The sequence below is a fragment of the Streptomyces sp. Qhu_M48 genome (assembly GCF_051305195.1).
Lineage (GTDB): Bacteria > Actinomycetota > Actinomycetes > Streptomycetales > Streptomycetaceae > Streptomyces.
Genome location: NZ_CP195432.1, coordinates 6,805,616 through 6,820,967, shown reverse-complemented (window position 1 = coordinate 6,820,967; position 15,352 = coordinate 6,805,616). Strand labels below are relative to the sequence as shown.

The 15,352-nt window shown below is 73.0% G+C and carries 13 protein-coding genes; 11 read left to right on the top strand and 2 right to left on the bottom strand.

Annotated elements, in window-relative coordinates; genetic code table 11:
* Positions 1-245 precede the first annotated feature (245 nt).
* Complete coding sequence (locus ACRRSS_RS30450; protein WP_435975458.1) at positions 246-1,607, bottom strand: APC family permease; 1,362 nt, start codon at positions 1,605-1,607, stop codon at positions 246-248.
* Between the two features lie 54 nt (positions 1,608-1,661).
* Here ACRRSS_RS30450 and ACRRSS_RS30445 point away from each other — a divergent pair, with 54 nt between their 5' ends.
* A complete protein-coding gene (locus ACRRSS_RS30445) occupies positions 1,662-2,714 on the top strand; it encodes a 4-hydroxy-3-methylbut-2-enyl diphosphate reductase (RefSeq protein ID WP_435974254.1) in 1,053 nt (350 codons plus the stop codon).
* A 29-nt stretch (positions 2,715-2,743) separates the two neighbouring features.
* Positions 2,744-3,487: a polyphosphate--glucose phosphotransferase gene (gene ppgK, locus ACRRSS_RS30440; RefSeq protein WP_435974253.1), complete on the top strand. Its 744-nt coding sequence runs from the start codon at positions 2,744-2,746 to the stop codon at positions 3,485-3,487.
* A gap of 314 nt (positions 3,488-3,801) precedes the next feature.
* Here the strand turns inward: ppgK and ACRRSS_RS30435 are convergent, their stop codons facing one another.
* The gene (locus ACRRSS_RS30435) at positions 3,802-4,503 is read right to left on the bottom strand and encodes a DUF6542 domain-containing protein (RefSeq protein ID WP_435974252.1); all 702 of its coding nucleotides are present in this window, start codon (positions 4,501-4,503) and stop codon (positions 3,802-3,804) included.
* A 161-nt stretch (positions 4,504-4,664) separates the two neighbouring features.
* Between ACRRSS_RS30435 and ychF the strand changes: the two genes are divergently transcribed.
* The 9 genes from ychF to ACRRSS_RS30390 all read left to right on the top strand — a co-directional run bounded on the left by ychF (position 4,665) and on the right by ACRRSS_RS30390 (position 15,350).
* Positions 4,665-5,753 (top strand): redox-regulated ATPase YchF, encoded by a 1,089-nt coding sequence (gene ychF, locus ACRRSS_RS30430; protein ID WP_435974251.1) that lies wholly within the window; start codon positions 4,665-4,667, stop codon positions 5,751-5,753.
* 363 nt (positions 5,754-6,116) lie between these two features.
* Positions 6,117-6,893 (top strand): hypothetical protein, encoded by a 777-nt coding sequence (locus tag ACRRSS_RS30425; protein ID WP_435974250.1) that lies wholly within the window; start codon positions 6,117-6,119, stop codon positions 6,891-6,893.
* Positions 6,894-7,231: 338 nt separating this feature from the next.
* Positions 7,232-8,494 (top strand): nucleotide disphospho-sugar-binding domain-containing protein, encoded by a 1,263-nt coding sequence (locus ACRRSS_RS30420; RefSeq protein WP_435974249.1) that lies wholly within the window; start codon positions 7,232-7,234, stop codon positions 8,492-8,494.
* Positions 8,495-8,499: 5 nt separating this feature from the next.
* Positions 8,500-9,081, top strand: a complete 582-nt coding sequence (locus ACRRSS_RS30415; protein ID WP_435974248.1) for a dTDP-4-dehydrorhamnose 3,5-epimerase family protein — start codon at positions 8,500-8,502, stop codon at positions 9,079-9,081.
* An 85-nt stretch (positions 9,082-9,166) separates the two neighbouring features.
* Positions 9,167-10,792 carry an MFS transporter gene (locus ACRRSS_RS30410; RefSeq protein ID WP_435974247.1) on the top strand — a complete coding sequence of 542 codons (1,626 nt, stop codon included), beginning with the start codon at positions 9,167-9,169 and terminating at the stop codon, positions 10,790-10,792.
* A gap of 1 nt (position 10,793) precedes the next feature.
* Positions 10,794-12,554, top strand: coding sequence for an FAD-binding oxidoreductase (locus ACRRSS_RS30405; RefSeq protein WP_435974246.1), 1,761 nt, complete (start codon positions 10,794-10,796; stop codon positions 12,552-12,554).
* Between the two features lie 17 nt (positions 12,555-12,571).
* Positions 12,572-13,687 carry an acyl-CoA dehydrogenase family protein gene (locus ACRRSS_RS30400; protein ID WP_435974245.1) on the top strand — a complete coding sequence of 372 codons (1,116 nt, stop codon included), beginning with the start codon at positions 12,572-12,574 and terminating at the stop codon, positions 13,685-13,687.
* An 11-nt stretch (positions 13,688-13,698) separates the two neighbouring features.
* Positions 13,699-14,529, top strand: coding sequence for an SDR family oxidoreductase (locus ACRRSS_RS30395; protein WP_435974244.1), 831 nt, complete (start codon positions 13,699-13,701; stop codon positions 14,527-14,529).
* Positions 14,526-15,350, top strand: coding sequence for an SDR family oxidoreductase (locus ACRRSS_RS30390; RefSeq protein ID WP_435974243.1), 825 nt, complete (start codon positions 14,526-14,528; stop codon positions 15,348-15,350). Before ACRRSS_RS30395 ends, ACRRSS_RS30390 begins: the two co-directional genes overlap by 4 nt.
* Positions 15,351-15,352 lie beyond the last annotated feature (2 nt).

Genomic DNA, 15,352 nt, shown 5'->3' with positions numbered 1-15,352 from the left:
CGTAACCGCGCGGTACGACAACGTCAGGGGCGCACGCGGCACCGACCTCGGTGCCGTCCTCCACGACGACGTCGGCGCCCCGCCCCGCGACAGCCCCGGCACCCGGCCGAGCGACAGCCCCGGCACCCGGCCGAGCGACAGCCTCGGCGCCCCGCCCCCCGACAGCCCCGACAACCCCAACACCCCGCCGAGCGACGACCCCAGCTCGCCGACCGGCAACCCCAGCGCCTCACCCCGCGACAAGCTCAGCGCCCCGCCGGGGTCCGCGTCGCGCCCTGGACGGCGAGGACCACCAGGCCCACGCCCAGCCACACCACGCCCACCACCTGCGCCGCCACCGAGGCCTCGACGATGACCGCGATCAGGATCGCCGCCCCGACGACCGGCAGGACGACGTGCTTGAGGAGGTGCGGCGGCCCCTCGGCCCGCCGTACCGCGAACCAGCCCACCACGCTCGCGTGCAGCAGCACGAAGGCCGTCAGCGCGCCGACGTCCACCACCGACACCAGGTGGTCGAGGCCGTCGTCCCGCCGGGCCGCCCACACCGCCGCGATCATCGTCACCGTCGCCGCCACGAGCAGCGCCACCCGCGGTACGCCGCCGTCCGTCCGGGCGAGCAGGTGCGGCAGGCGCCGGTCGCGGCCCATCGCGAAGAGGAGCCGGGCGCCGGCCGCCTGTCCGGCGAGCGCCGCGAAGGCCGCGCCGATCGCCTTCGAGACGGCCACCAGGTCGTGCAGCCAGCCGCCGACCGAGACGTCCACGGCGTCGTAGAAGGCCGAGCCCTGCTTCCCCGGGTCCGCCGCGAGCTCGGCGGAGGAGACCGGTTCGAGGAGCGCGACCAGCCAGGACTGCGCCACGAAGAGGACGCCCGCGAGGGCCAGGCAGAACAGCACCGCCCGCGCCACCTTCGCCGAGCCGCCCGTGACCTCCTCGGCGAAGGAGGCGATGGCGTCGAAGCCCAGGTAGGAGAGGACGGCCACCGACACGGCGCCGAGGACCGCGGTGAGCGAGAAGGAGGCGTCGCCGGTGAGTGGCGACCACCAGTCGCGTTCCGCCCCGTCCCGTACGAGCACCACGACCGCGGAGACGACGAAGACCAGCAGGACGACGATCTCCATCGCGAGCACCGCGAAGCCGACCCGGGCCGCGGCCCGTACGCCCCAGAGGTTGAGCAGCGTGGTCACGACGACGGCGATCCCGGTCCACACCCACCGGTCCACCTCCGGGACGAGCGCCTCCATCGCGATGCCCGCGAAGAGGTAGGCGACGGCCGGGATCAGCAGGTAGTCGAGCATCGCCATCCAGCCGGCGATGAATCCCGGCCCTTCGCCGAGGCCCTTGCGCGCGTACGTGAAGACCGAGCCGGCCTGCGGCGCGACCCGCACCATCTGCGCGTAACTGAACGCCGTGAACGCCATGGCGACGGTGGCCACGACGTACACCAGTGCGACCGCGCCGCCCGACTTGGCGTCGAGCGTGCCGAAGACGCCGACGGGCGCCATGGGCGCGATGAAGAGCAGCCCGTAGACGACGAGGTCACGGAACCCGAGGTTCCGTCGAAGCTCCGTGTGTTCCTCGCGCGCCGCCACCTGCGGTTCCTCGGCCATGGCCACAGTTTCGGCCACGACGCCGATCAAACCGCTCACCGACGCGGCCTTACGATGGGACGCATGACTGCAACGCCCGCGTCGACGCCCGATTCCGCCCCCGCGACGAACCGCCCGAAGCGTGTCCTGCTCGCCGCTCCCCGCGGCTACTGCGCGGGCGTGGACCGTGCCGTGATCGCGGTGGAGAAGGCCCTGGAGCAGTACGGGGCGCCGATCTACGTCCGGCACGAGATCGTCCACAACAAGTACGTCGTCCAGACCCTGGAGCGGAAGGGCGCGATCTTCGTCGATCAGGCGACCGAGGTGCCGCCGGGCAACATCGTGATGTTCTCCGCGCACGGCGTCGCCCCGACCGTCCACGAGGAGGCCCGCCAGGGCCGGCTCGCGACCATCGACGCCACCTGCCCGCTGGTCACCAAGGTCCACAAGGAAGCCGTCCGCTTCGCCAACGACGACTTCGACATCCTCCTCATCGGCCACGAGGGCCACGAGGAGGTCATCGGCACCTCCGGCGAGGCCCCCGACCACATCCAGCTGGTCGACGGCCCCGACGACGTGGCCAAGATCGAGGTCCGCGACCCGTCCCGGGTGGTCTGGCTCTCGCAGACCACGCTCTCGGTCGACGAGACGATGGAGACGGTCGACGCGCTGAAGGAGAAGTTCCCGCAGCTGATCTCCCCCCCGTCCGACGACATCTGCTACGCCACGCAGAACCGCCAGATCGCGATCAAGGAGCTGGCCGGCCAGGCCGAGCTGGTGATCGTCGTCGGCTCCAGGAACTCCTCCAACTCGATCCGCATGGTCGAGGTCGCCAAGCAGGCCGGCGTCCCCGCCGCGTACCTGGTCGACTTCGCGAGCGAGATCGACGAGGCCTGGCTGGAGGGCGTGACCAGCGTCGGCCTCTCCTCCGGCGCCTCCGTTCCGGACATCCTCGTGCAGGAGGTCCTGGAGTGGCTCTCCGAGCGCGGCTACGCGGACGTGGAGATCGTCAAGACGGCCGACGAGTCGCTCACCTTCTCGCTGCCCAAGGAGCTCCGCAACAAGGACCTGCGGGCCGTGGCGGAGAAGCTCGGCGCGGGCGCGCCCGCCCCGTCCGTCACGGAGTAACCGGCCCCACAGCCCTTACCGTGGGTTCCATGAACGTCTTCGGAGTGGACATCGGCGGCTCGGGCATCAAGGGTGCCCCCGTGGACCTGGAGCGCGGGGCGCTCACCGAGGAGCGCCACAAGGTACTGACTCCGCAGCCCGCCACACCCGACGGTGTGGCGGGCTGCGTCGTGGAGGTCGTGGAGCACTTCGGCTGGACCGGACCGGTGGGGGTGACCTTCCCGGGCGTGGTCACGGGCTCCACCATCAGGACGGCGGCGAACGTCGACCCGTCGTGGATCGACGTGGACGCGGGCACGCTCATCAGCGACCGTCTGGGCGGCCGCCCGGTGACCGTCCTGAACGACGCCGACGCGGCCGGCATCGCGGAGATGACCTTCGGCGCGGGCCGGGGCCGCAAGGGCACGGTCATCATGCTGACGCTGGGCACGGGCATCGGCTCGGCCCTCTTCGTCGACGGCCGCCTCGTCCCGAACACGGAGCTGGGCCACCTGGAGCTCAAGGGCCACGACGCGGAGACCAGGGCGTCGACGAAGGCCAAGGAGGACGAGGACCTCAGCTGGGAACACTGGGCCACGCGCCGCGTACGGAAGTACCTCGCGCACGTGGAGATGCTGTTCTCGCCGGAGCTCTTCATCATCGGCGGCGGGGTCAGCCGCAAGGCGGACAAGTTCCTCCCGCTGATCGAGGGCATCCGCGCGGAGATCGTCCCGGCGGAGCTCCAGAACAACGCGGGGATCGTGGGAGCGGGGATGGCGGCGGGGGCGGCGTGAGGCCGGCATGGAGGCGGCGCCGGCACCGCTGACGTACGGGGCGGCGGGCAGGACGGGCGCGGGTACGGGGCCCGGTCACGGGTCCCGTACGGGCCGGGCGGCCGATCTCGTACGGGCCGGGCGCTCGTTCTCGTACGGGGCGGGCGCTCGTTCTCGTACGGGGCGGGTGCCCGTTCTCGTACGGGGCGGGTTACAGGCTCGTCCTTGGCGCGCCGGGCGTTCGGCCCGGCCTTGGCGCGGCCCCCTACGGGTAAGCCCACCGGGCGGCCGTTCGCCCCTACGGGTCCGGCGGCCCACCGGGCGGCCTCTACGGGTCAGCCCACCGGGCGGCGGCGGGGGGTTCCGCCCCTCCCGCCGGCGCCGGGTGCCTCACCGGCCATCGGGGCCGTGGCGCGGGTGTGCTGCCGCCGCCCCATCTCCCGGACCTTCCGCACGCTCGCGATGAGCCCGGCGACGAGGGTGCCGCCGTACAGCCAGCCGGCGTGCACGGCGAGGGCGGTCACGACGGCCATGGCCTGGCCGCCGAAGCCGCCCGAGCCGCCCGCGACGGGGATGACGCCGACGGCGAAGGCGATGGGGACGCCGATCGGGGCGGTGACGAGGTCGGCGGTGCGGACCCAGAGCGCGGTCAGGGCACTGACCGGCAGGAACAGCAGTCCGTAGACGACGGGGGAGCCGTCGAGGAGCAGCAGGTCGAGGAAGCCCAGCGTCAGCATGACGGCGGAGGCGAAGAGCCCGGCGCCGAGCCCGGTGAGCCGGGGCTGGGGGAGCCGCCGGAGGGCGAGGACGACGGGTGGCACGGGCCGGCCGCCGGGTGCCCGCCCGCCGGCCTTGCCAGCGGGTCCCACCGCCCCGGCGCGTTCGACACGGGCGGCGCCCGGGGTCCGCCGGGTGCGGCCCGTCACGCGGTAGACGGCAGCGCCCTCCACGAGCGCGCCGGGGGGTGCGACCGGCGGCGTGGCGGGGGTTTGCGGCCGTCGGCGGCCTTGCGGCTGACTTGTCCTGTGCTGCTCCACCCCACCAACGTAGGTCGGGAAGGGGCGGGAACGGGGTCCGGGACACGCCCTTTGGGTGACCTTGCCCCCGAGAACGACCGAAGGTCGGCGTCACTGGCCGGTTCGGCCCGCCCGTAAACTGGGGGATCGGCCCCCCGTCCACACTTCAGGAAGTCGCCACCGTGTCGCTCACGATCGGAATCGTCGGTCTGCCGAATGTCGGCAAGTCGACCCTGTTCAACGCCCTGACCAAGAACGACGTGCTGGCGGCCAACTACCCGTTCGCCACGATCGAGCCCAACGTCGGCGTCGTCGGTGTCCCCGACGCCCGGCTGACCAAGCTCGCGGAGATCTTCAGCTCCCAGCGCGTCCTCCCGGCGACGGTCGACTTCGTCGACATCGCGGGCATCGTGCGCGGCGCGAGCGAGGGCGAGGGTCTCGGCAACAAGTTCCTGGCGAACATCCGCGAGTCGGACGCGATCTGCCAGGTCATCCGCGCCTTCAAGGACGAGAACGTCGTCCACGTCGACGGCAAGGTCTCGCCGAAGGACGACATCGAGACGATCAACACGGAGCTGATCCTCGCGGACCTCCAGACGATCGAGAAGGTCCTGCCGCGTCTCCAGAAGGAGATGCGGATCAAGAAGGACACGGCGCCGAAGGTCGCGGCGGTCGAGGCCGCCCAGGCGATCCTGGAGAAGGGCGACACCCTCTTCTCGCAGGGCATCGTCCAGGGTTCGGAGAAGGCGGAGCTCCTCCACGACCTGCACCTGCTCACGACGAAGCCGTTCCTCTACGTGTTCAACGTGGACGAGGACGAGCTGACGGACGACGCCTTCAAGGCGGAGCAGAGCGCGCTCGTGGCCCCGGCGGAGGCGATCTTCCTCAACGCCAAGCTGGAGCAGGACCTGGCCGAGCTGGACGAGGAGGACGCCATGGAGCTCCTGCAGTCCGTCGGCGCCGAGGAGCCCGGCCTGGCCACCCTCGCCCGCGTCGGCTTCGCCACCCTCGGCCTCCAGACCTACCTGACGGCCGGCCCGAAGGAATCCCGCGCCTGGACGATCAAGCAGGGCGCGACGGCCCCCGAGGCGGCCGGTGTCATCCACACCGACTTCCAGAAGGGCTTCATCAAGGCCGAGGTCATCTCCTTCGCCGACCTCGTCGAGACCGGCTCGGTCGCCGAGGCCCGCGCGAAGGGCAAGGCCCGCATGGAGGGCAAGGAGTACGTCATGCAGGACGGCGACGTGGTGGAGTTCCGCTTCAACGTCTGACGGTCTGTGACGTCTGTGCCCGATCCGCCGGTCCGCGGGTCGGGCACAGGCGTGTAATGGGACGGGTGCCGGACCGTTTCGGGTGATCGACACAGGTACGACAGCTCCATCAGGGAAAGGGAAGGCCCGCTACAGAGGATTGACAGGGGGTGGGGGACTTCCTTGCCCGGGGTCGAATCCGCGAAATACATTCGTCCCAGTCGAGACGGGGGCAACATGGCACGCGGATACGACACGGTACGAGCGCCCTACGCGGGGGTGGACCTCGTGGAATGCGAGGGGGTCGGGTGCCGTGGGGGGAGTGGGGTGTCCGGGCGGCGTCCCGGAATCGCCGGGGTGGGGAGTCGGCTCTGTGGTGAGTGTGTGCGCGGGCTCACCGGCGGGCTGGCCGCGATGCCCCGCCTGTACGACGAGTGCGGGCTGCTCCTCGGGGGATCCGACCGGCCGCGTGAGCGGACGTCCGGCGGTGGCTCGGCGCCCGGGCTGCCGTTCAACACCGCGGCGGCCGAGGCCCGTTCCATGATCCTCGGCGTGCTGCGTTCCTGGGCCGGGCTCGTCGTGGGGGAGCGGGTCGTCGCCGCGCCCCGGGACACCGTGGCCGGTGTCGTCGGGTTCCTGATCCGGCACGCCGGGTGGCTCGCCGCCCACGAAGCCGCGGGCGAGTTGTCCGCGGAGGTGGCGCGCGCGGTGCGCCGGGCGCGTTGCGTCATCGACCCCGCCCCCGGCCGGGGCATGCGGGTCGGGACGTGCGTCGTCGCCGGCTGCGAGGGTGTGCTGACGGCCGTGGCCCGTGTCGGCCGGGCCGATTCACCGGTCGAGGTGGGCTGCGCCGCGGTCCCCTCCCACCGGTGGTCCGCGCAGGAGTGGATGGCGCTGAGCGGCGGCGCGGCGGCGGAGCGGGGTGAGGGGGCGGCCGGTGCGGTGGGGTCCCCCGCCGGTCCCGAGGTGGCGGTGCCGGCGCCGGTGGTGCGGTGGCTCGGCGCCCGGGACATCGCGCTGTTGTGGGGGGTTCCCTCCGGCAGCGTGTACCGCCATGCCAGTGAGCAGCGGTGGCGGAGGCGTACCGGCAAGGGCCGCACGTTCTACCACGAGGAGGACGTTCTGCGGTGTCTCGGGGCGCGTGCGGGGGGTCGCTCCTGACGGGGCTTCCCGCGAGGAGCGGGAGTGGGCGGGTACGGCGTCGGCGCCGTGCCCGCTTTCGTGTTTCCGTGGGCGGGCGGACCGGCGGGCGGCGTGAATGCCCGGTGTTCTTACCAGGCGCTTAACCGTTCTCTGACTCATTCCTGTCGCGGCTTTGAGAAAGCGCCATTGACATTCTTCGGTCCGTCGAAGAAGCTGTTCACTAACTTCCTCAGTACTGTGTCGATTCGCCGGTCGAGGTAATTGACGGGCCTTTCTGGGTTTTGTTTTCCGGGCTCGGGTCAACGGTTTATTTTATTTTGCGTGCGTCGACATCCACGACAGCCAGAGGCATTCACATGCGGATTCTTTTCGCGGTCGCACCGCTGACCGCCCATCTCTACCCCAGCGTCCCGCTGGCCTGGGCGCTGCAGAGCGCCGGGCACGACGTGCGGGTGGCCGGCAACACCGGTCTGGTCGGGGAGATCACCGCGGCCGGGCTCACGGCGGTCGGGATCGGTGAGCCCGCCTCGCCGCTCGCGCCGATCACCGACGAGGAGCTGGACCGTTTCAGCGACGCCCTCGGGTTCGAGCCCGGTTCCGACTTCGACCGGCTCTGGCGGGCGACCCGCTACTACCTGGTGGCCGCGTACAAGCGGTACCACCCGGACGCGGAGGGCCGGCAGGAGCCCGCCGACAACCTGGTCGAGGCCGCCCGGAGCTGGCGGCCGGACGTGGTGGTCTGGGATCCGGCGTGTCCGGTGGGCGCGGTCGCGGCCAGGGAGTGCGGGGCCGCGTCCGTGCGGATGCTGTGGGGGCCCGACTACTTCGGCTGGATCCGTCGGACCCTGACCGGGAGGAAGGGCGACGCGGTGTCCGCGGAGAGCGATCCGCTGGCCGCGCTCCTGGCGCCGGTGTTCGGGCGGTTCGGTCACGACTTCTCCGACGACCTGCTGTTCGGCGACGTCACCGTGGACCCGATCCCCGCGCAGCTGCCCGGGCCGGAGGGGCTGCGCCGGATCCCGATGCGCTGGGTGCCGTACACCGGGGCGGGGCCGGTGCCCGAGTGGCTGGCGCGGCCGCCGGCGCGGCCGCGGGTCTGTCTCTCGCTGGGCGTCACGGGGCGCACGGTCCACGACGGCCGGGACGAGCGGGTCGCGGCCGTGCTCGAAGCGGTGGCGGACCTGGACGTCGAGGTGGTCGCCACGGTCAACACGGCCCAGCTGGGGCCGGATCCCTCCGTCCCCGACAACGTGAGGATCGTGGACTACCTCCCGCTGACCCAGGTGATGCCGACCTGCTCGGCGGTCGTCCACCACGGCGGCTTCGGCACGTTCTTCGCCGCCGCGGCCCACCGGGTGCCCCAGCTGATCGTGGGGGAGGACCTGGGGAGCGCGCTGAACAGCACCCGCTACCTGGAGTCCAGGGGCGCGGGCGTGACCCTCCACGCCGACGGCCTCTCCGCGGCCCAGGTGGGCGAGCAGCTCTCCAGGCTGTTGACGGAGCCGTCGTTCCAGGAGGGGGCGGCCGCCGTCCACGCGGATCTCACGGCGGCCCCCGGGCCGGGTGAGCTCGTCCCGGTCCTGGAGCGGCTCGCCGCGCGGCGCCGGGACCGGGGCTGACGGCGATGCGGGTGGTCGAGACGCGGGTCCCCGGCGCGTACGTGTTCACCCCGGACCGGATCCCCGACGCGCGGGGCGTGTTCTTCGAGTCCTTCCGTCACGACCTCGTCGAGGACGTGACCGGTCGCCCGTTCAGGCCCGCGCAGATCAACTACTCGACGTCCGTGCGCAACACGCTGCGCGGTATCCACGGGGTGGCGGTGCCGCCCGGGCAGGCCAAGTACGTGTCCTGTGTGCGGGGTGCGGCCCGCGACATCGTGGTCGACCTGCGGGTGGGCTCGCCGACCTTCGGCGAGCACCACGAGACCCTGCTGGACGCCGGCTCGGGGCGGTGCGTGTACGTGCCGGAGGGGGTCGGGCACGGATTCCTGACGCTCACCGACGACGCCTGCGTCAGCTACGTGGTCTCCACCCTGTACGTACCCGGGACCCAGATCGACATCGATCCGCTCGATCCGGAGCTGGCGCTCCCGTGGGGGTTCGACGAGCCGCCGCTGATGTCGGAGAAGGACGCGAAGGCGCCCGGGGTGCGCGAGGCGCTCGCCTCGGGGCTGCTCGCGGAGTGGAGTGACGTACACCGGTCCTGACGGATCACCAGCGCGGCCCTTGACCTCAAGTCGACTTGAGGTTCTACGGTTTTCGCCGTCCAGTGACAACGCAAGGAGATTCCCTTTGAGTACCGACGTGGACACGGGGTTACCGCCCCGGGCGACCCGTAGAGAGTGGCTGGGGCTGGCGGTCCTCGGACTCCCCACGATGCTCATCGCCATGGACCTGACCGTCCTGCACCTGGCCCTGCCCACGCTCACCGCCGACCTGCGGCCCGGCAACACCGAGCTGCTGTGGATCGTGGACGTCTACGGCTTCCTCATCGCCGGCTTCCTCATCCCCATGGGCGCGATCGGCGACAGGATCGGCCGCCGGCGGCTGCTCCTGATCGGCGCGGTCGCCTTCGGCGTGGCCTCGGTGCTGTCGGCCTTCGCCACCAGCCCGACGATGCTCATCGGCGCCCGCGCGCTGCTCGGCATCGCGGGCGCCACGCTGATGCCCTCCACGCTCTCCCTGATCCGGGTCATGTTCCAGGACCCCAAGCAGCAGGGAGCCGCCATCGGGGCGTGGACCGGCTTCTTCGGCCTCGGCACCGTGATCGGCCCGCTGGTCGGCGGAGCCTTCCTGGAGCTCTTCTGGTGGGGCGCGGTCTTCCTGATCGGCGTTCCCGTGATGGCGCTGCTGCTCGTCCTCGGACCGGTCCTGCTCCCCGAGTTCCGCGACCGCTCCGTCGCCCGTCCCGACCTCGTCAGCGCCGTCATGTCCGTCCTCGGCATGCTCGCCCTGATCTTCGGTCTCAAGCGGATCGTCGAGGACGGCCTCGCCCTGGAGTCGGTCCTCCCGATCGTGGCCGGCCTGGCGCTCGCCGTGCTGTTCGTCCACCGCCAGGGCCGTCTGACCCAGCCCCTGGTGGACCTCAGGCTGTTCCACAACAGCCTGTTCGGCACCGCGCTCGGCATGCTGGTCCTCGCCACCCTGCTCTCCGCCGGGCTGCAGTTCCTCGTCATGCAGTACCTGCAGCTCGTACGGGGCCTGGCCCCGGTCCAGGCCGGGCTCTGGTCCCTGCCGATCACCCTCGGCGTCATGGTCGGCGCCATGGGAGGACCGGCGCTCGCCGGGCGGGTGAAGCTCAGCAACCTGCTCGCCGGCGGCCTGGTGGTCTCCGCGTTCGGCATGCTGCTGCTCTCCCGCGTCAGCGGCCCCTCCGACCTGTTCCTCGCGGTGGGCGGCACGGCCGTCCTCGGTCTCGGGCTCGGCCCGATGATCTCGCTCGGCACCGGACTGATCGTGGGAGCGGCCCCGCCCGAGCGCGCCGGTGCCGCGTCCGCGCTCGCCTCGACCGGCCCCGAGCTCGGCAGCGCGCTCGGAGTCGCGCTGATCGGCAGCATCGGCTTCGCCGTCTACCGATCCGACCTGGCCGGTCGGCTCCCCGAGGGGCTGTCCGCACCGGACGCCGACGCGGCGAAGGACACCCTCGGCGGCGCGGTGGACACCGCCCGCGGACTCCCCGCCGACCTCGCCGACAGCCTGCTCGCGGTGGCCCGCGACTCCTTCGTCCAGGGCCTCCGGACGACCGCGGTCGTCGGCGCGGTGCTCGCCCTGCTGCTCGCGGCGGCTGCCGCGGTCCTGCTGCGGAACGCCCGGATGCCCGGACCCCCGCCGGCCGACGAGGCGGACGGGGACGCGGCCGGAGAAGCGGGCGGGGAGGCGGACGGCGAGGCCAAGCCCCTGGAGAAGGTGGACAACTGACATGGCGGGTACACACCCCGCGCCCGAACCGGTCCACACCCCCGTGGGGGTGTGGACCGGTTCGGTGCGTCACGACGAGCGGACCGACCCCTACGTCATCTCCTTCGCGCCCGACGGGACGATCGCGCTGCGCACGCCCGTCACGGTCGGCACCGGGACCTGGACCGAGGGGGAGGCGGGACGGTTCTCGTACGAACTCACCGAGACCTTCACGCCGGCCGCCGGCCACCCGGGGCGGCTGGAGGTCCACGTCGAGGCCCACCTCCGGGGGGACACGCACGAGGGAATCGGCGCCGCCCGGATCCTCACCCCCGACGACGTCCTGGTGCGCACCACCAGGGGCGAGTTCGCCGGTGCCCGCGTCGCCGCGGAACCGGCCGGCTGGCACCACCTGGTGACCCTGGGCGCCACGATCCGCGGCCGCGCACTCCACCCCGGGGACGACGGCTTCGAGGAGGCCACCTCCGGCTGGCTGCTCGACGTCGCACACCGGCCCGCCGCGGTCGTGGTCGCCGCCGACGCCGACGACGTGGCCGCCGCCGTACGGTTCGCCGCCGCGGAGAACCGGCCGGTCGCGGTGGAGTCGACCGGCCACGGCAGATCGGTGCCCGCCGACGGCGCGGTGTTCGTCTCCACCGGGGAACTGCGCGAACTCTCGGTCGATCCCCGGGCCGGAACGGCCCGCGTCGGTGCGGGACTGCGCTGGGGCGAGGTCGTCGCCGCCACCGCCGCACACGGCCTCGCGCCCCTGTGCGGCTCCTCGGCCGACGTCGGCGTGATGGGCTTCCTGACCGGCGGCGGACTGCCGCTGACCTGCCGTACGCACGGCTTCGCCGCGGACCGGGTCCGCTCCCTGGACCTCGTCACCGCCGACGGCCGGGCCCGCACCGTCTCGCCCACCCGGGAACCCGACCTGTTCTGGGCGGTACGGGGCGGCAAGAGCAACTTCGGCGTGGTGACCGCCGCCGAGATCGACCTGGTGCCGCTGCGGTCCGTCTACGCCGGGGAGCTCTACTACCCCGGCGAGGACCCCGCGCACGCGGCGCACGTGGTGCGGTCCTACCTGGCCTGGGCCAAGGACCAGCCGGACGAGATGTCGTCCTCGGTGACCCTCCTCGGGTTCCCGGACGAGCCGCAGGTGGCCGAGGAGTACCGCGGCCGCTCGTTCGTGCTCGTGCACGTCGTCTGCACCCTCGACGAGGAGCGCGGCGGCCGGCTGGTGGAGCCGCTGCGCGCGCTCGCCCCCGAGCGGGACACCTGCGCCACCCTGCCGTACACCCGGCTCAGCGGGATCCACCACGGCCCGAGGCACCCGGTCCACGTGCACTTCCGCAGCGCCCTGCTGGGCGAGCTGGACGACACGGCCGTCGAGACGCTGGTCTCCCTCATCGACCGGGAGCGGCCCGGGGGGCCGGTGCCCGGCATCGAACTGCGCCACCTGGGCGGGGCGGTGAGCCGACCGCCCGAGCGGCCGCACGCGGTGGGCGCCCGGGACGCGGCCTTCCACCTGTGGACGCGGTCGCCCGCCCCCGCCGAGGAGGCGCGCCGGACCCTGGACGAGGTGCTGGAGCGGCTGCGGCCCTGGGACACCGGCGAACTGCTGCCGGGATTCCTGTTCGACCACGACTCCGGCCCCGAGCGGGTCCGGCGGGCCTACGCGGAGCCCGACCACCGGCGGTTGACCCGGCTGAAGGCCGTGTACGACCCGCACAACCTGTTCCGCATCAACCACAACATCCCGCCCGTCCTCGACGGCGCGTGAAAGGGGGAACCACCGGAATGTCACTCTCACCGGAGACACAGGTGACGTTGGCCGAGGTCGCCAAGCTGGCCGGGGCGCAGGCCGCGCAGGCCGACGCCGAACGCCGGGTGAGCCCGGAGGTCGTACGGGCCGTGGTGGACGCCGGCTTCGCCCGGTGGCTGGTTCCGGCCCGCTGGGGCGGGGCCGAGCGCGGCTACACCGAACTGACCGCCGCCGTGGCGAAGCTGGGCGAGGAGTGCTCCTCGACGGCGTGGCTCGCCTGCCTCGCCGCCCACGCCGCCCGGTACGTGGCCTGCCTGCCCGAGCAGGGCCAGGCCGACATCTGGGGGGACGGCCCCGACACGCTGGTGGCGGCCGTCATCAAGCCGCTGGGTTCGGCGGTCACGGTGGAGGGCGGCTTCCGCCTCACCGGCTCCTGGACCTACGTCAGCGGAGTCGAGCACGCCGACTGGGCGCTGCTGACCGGCCCCGCGCCCGGCCCCAAGTCCGGCGGGCAGCCGATGCGGCTCTTCGCGGTGCCGCGCCGGGACTACACCTTCGAGGACACCTGGTCCTCCCTCGGCATGCGGGGCACCGGCAGCCACACGCTCGTCCTGGACGACATGTTCGTGCCCGAGCACAGGGTCTGCCTGCGCGAGGACGCGTTCCGGGGCGCGACGGTGGGCCTGCCGAAGCGCCCCCCGGTGCCGAACCCCGCCGTGAGCGGGCTGACGTTCGTCGCTCCCGTACTGGGTGCCGCGCGGGGCGCGCTCGCGGTCGCCGCGCAGCTCGTGGCGGTCGCCCCGACGGGCCCCCGGGCCGCCGCCGGCCAGGCCTACCAGGTGGAGTTCGCCCGGGCCGCCGGAGAGATCGACGCGGCCGAACTGCTCCTCGGGCGGGCCTCCGCCGTCGTGGACGGCGGCGCGCTGACGCCGGAGCTCGCGCGCCGCAACCGCAGGGACTTCGCGCTGGCGCTGCGGATGCTGGCCGACGCGACCGACCGGCTGCTGGGGATCGGCGGCACCCGGGCCCAGGAGGACGGGCATCCGCTGCAGCGGCACTGGCGGGACGTGCGCTCGGTCGCGAGCCACGCGGTCATGCAGTTCGAGCCCGCCGCGCTCGACTACACCCAGGGCCTCGCCGGTCCGGCCTGAAGGAGACAACGATGATCTTGGTATCCGGAGCCACCGGACACGTCGGCAGGCCGCTCGTGGACGCGTTGCTCGCCGCCGGCCGGAAGGTGCGGGCGCTCAGCCGCGACCCGGCCGGGGCCGACCTGCCCGCCGGCGTCGAGGTGGCCGCCACCGCCGATCTGCCCCTGTCCGGCATCACGTCGGCCTTCTTCGTCATGGCCGCGTTCCCGGGGGGCTCCGCCGAGCCGATCGCCCGGCTGAAGGAGGCGGGCGTCAGCCGTATCGTCGCCCTGTCGTCGTACTCGGTCCTCGACGACGACCCCAAGAACATGATCGCCGTGAAGCACCGGGAGCTGGAGCGCCAGATCCTGGAGACCGGCGCGGAGTGGACGTTCCTGCGCCCCGCCGGAGGGCTCGCGGCGACCGCCCTGGAGTGGGCCGGGACGATCCGTACCGACGGCGTCGCCCGGTTCCCCTTCGGGGACGCCCGGACCGCCCCGGTGCACGAGCGGGACATCGCCGCGGTGGCCGCGCGAGCCCTGCTGACCGACGAACTCGTCGGTCAGGCACCGCTGTTCAGCGGGCCCGAGTCGCTCAGCTACGCCGACCGCGCACGGATCATCGGCGAGGTGACGGGCGAGCCGGTCCGCTTCGCGGAGCTCGGCCACGACGAGGCCCGGCAGGAGTGGCTCGCGGCCGGCATTCCGCCGCACGCCGTGGAGGCGCGGCTGCGGATGTTCGCGACCATGGTCGGCCGTCCGCACGAGATCTCACCGGTCGACCCCTACCTGGGGAGGCCCGGGCTGAGCTTCGCCCAGTGGGTCGCCGACCACGCCGACACGTTCCGGAAGGGGACGAAATGATTCTGGTAGCCGGTGCCACGGGCAACGTGGGGGGCGAGCTGCTGCGGCAGCTGCGGGACGAGGAGGTCCCCGTCCGGGCGCTCAGCCGCGACCCGGGACGGGCCGCGCTCCCGGCCGGCGTGGAGGTGGTCGGCGGGGACTTCGCCTCACCGGAGTCGCTGGGCAAGGCCTTCTCCGGGGTGGACGCGCTCTTCCTCATGATGTCCGGGAACGAGGTCGCGGTCGTCGAGGAGGCGGTCCGCGCCGGGATACGGCGGATCGTGCTGCTCTCCAGCGTCGCCGTGGAGACCCGCCCGGACTCCCTGATCGGCAGGGTGCACCGGGACGCCGAGCGCGCCGTCGAGGCGTCGGGTCTGGAGTGGACGTTCCTGCGTCCGGGCCAGTTCGCCTCCAACACCCGGGCCTGGGCCTCCCAGATCGCCCAGGGCGACGTCGTCCGCACACCGTTCGCGCGGGTGGGCCTGCCCGCCGTCCACCCCGGTGACATCGCGGCGGTGGCCAGGACCGCGCTCACCCGGGACGGGCACGCCGGCGAGGTCTATCCGCTGAGCGGCCCCCGGCCGGTGACGCCGGTCGAGCAGGTGGCGGCGATCGGCGAGGCGATCGGACGGAGGCTGCGGCACGAGGAGATCACCGCGGAACGGGCCGGCGAGGAGATGGCCGCGTTCATGCCGGCCGAGATCGTGGCCGCGACCCTGGACTTCCTCGGCAACCCCACCGTGGCGGAGACCGAGGCCCTGCCCACGGTCGAGAAGGTGACGGGGCGGCCGGCGCGGACGTTCGCGCGGTGGGCGCGCGACAACGCCGACGGCTTCCGCTGAAG

Coding starts and splice junctions, on each gene's coding strand:
- ACRRSS_RS30450 (WP_435975458.1), bottom strand. CDS start 1,607: ATGGCCGAGGAACCGCAGGTGGCGGCGCGCGAGGAACACACGGAGCTT.
- ACRRSS_RS30445 (WP_435974254.1), top strand. CDS start 1,662: ATGGGACGCATGACTGCAACGCCCGCGTCGACGCCCGATTCCGCCCCC.
- ppgK (WP_435974253.1), top strand. CDS start 2,744: ATGAACGTCTTCGGAGTGGACATCGGCGGCTCGGGCATCAAGGGTGCC.
- ACRRSS_RS30420 (WP_435974249.1), top strand. CDS start 7,232: ATGCGGATTCTTTTCGCGGTCGCACCGCTGACCGCCCATCTCTACCCC.
- ACRRSS_RS30415 (WP_435974248.1), top strand. CDS start 8,500: ATGCGGGTGGTCGAGACGCGGGTCCCCGGCGCGTACGTGTTCACCCCG.
- ACRRSS_RS30405 (WP_435974246.1), top strand. CDS start 10,794: ATGGCGGGTACACACCCCGCGCCCGAACCGGTCCACACCCCCGTGGGG.
- ACRRSS_RS30400 (WP_435974245.1), top strand. CDS start 12,572: ATGTCACTCTCACCGGAGACACAGGTGACGTTGGCCGAGGTCGCCAAG.
- ACRRSS_RS30395 (WP_435974244.1), top strand. CDS start 13,699: ATGATCTTGGTATCCGGAGCCACCGGACACGTCGGCAGGCCGCTCGTG.
- ACRRSS_RS30390 (WP_435974243.1), top strand. CDS start 14,526: ATGATTCTGGTAGCCGGTGCCACGGGCAACGTGGGGGGCGAGCTGCTG.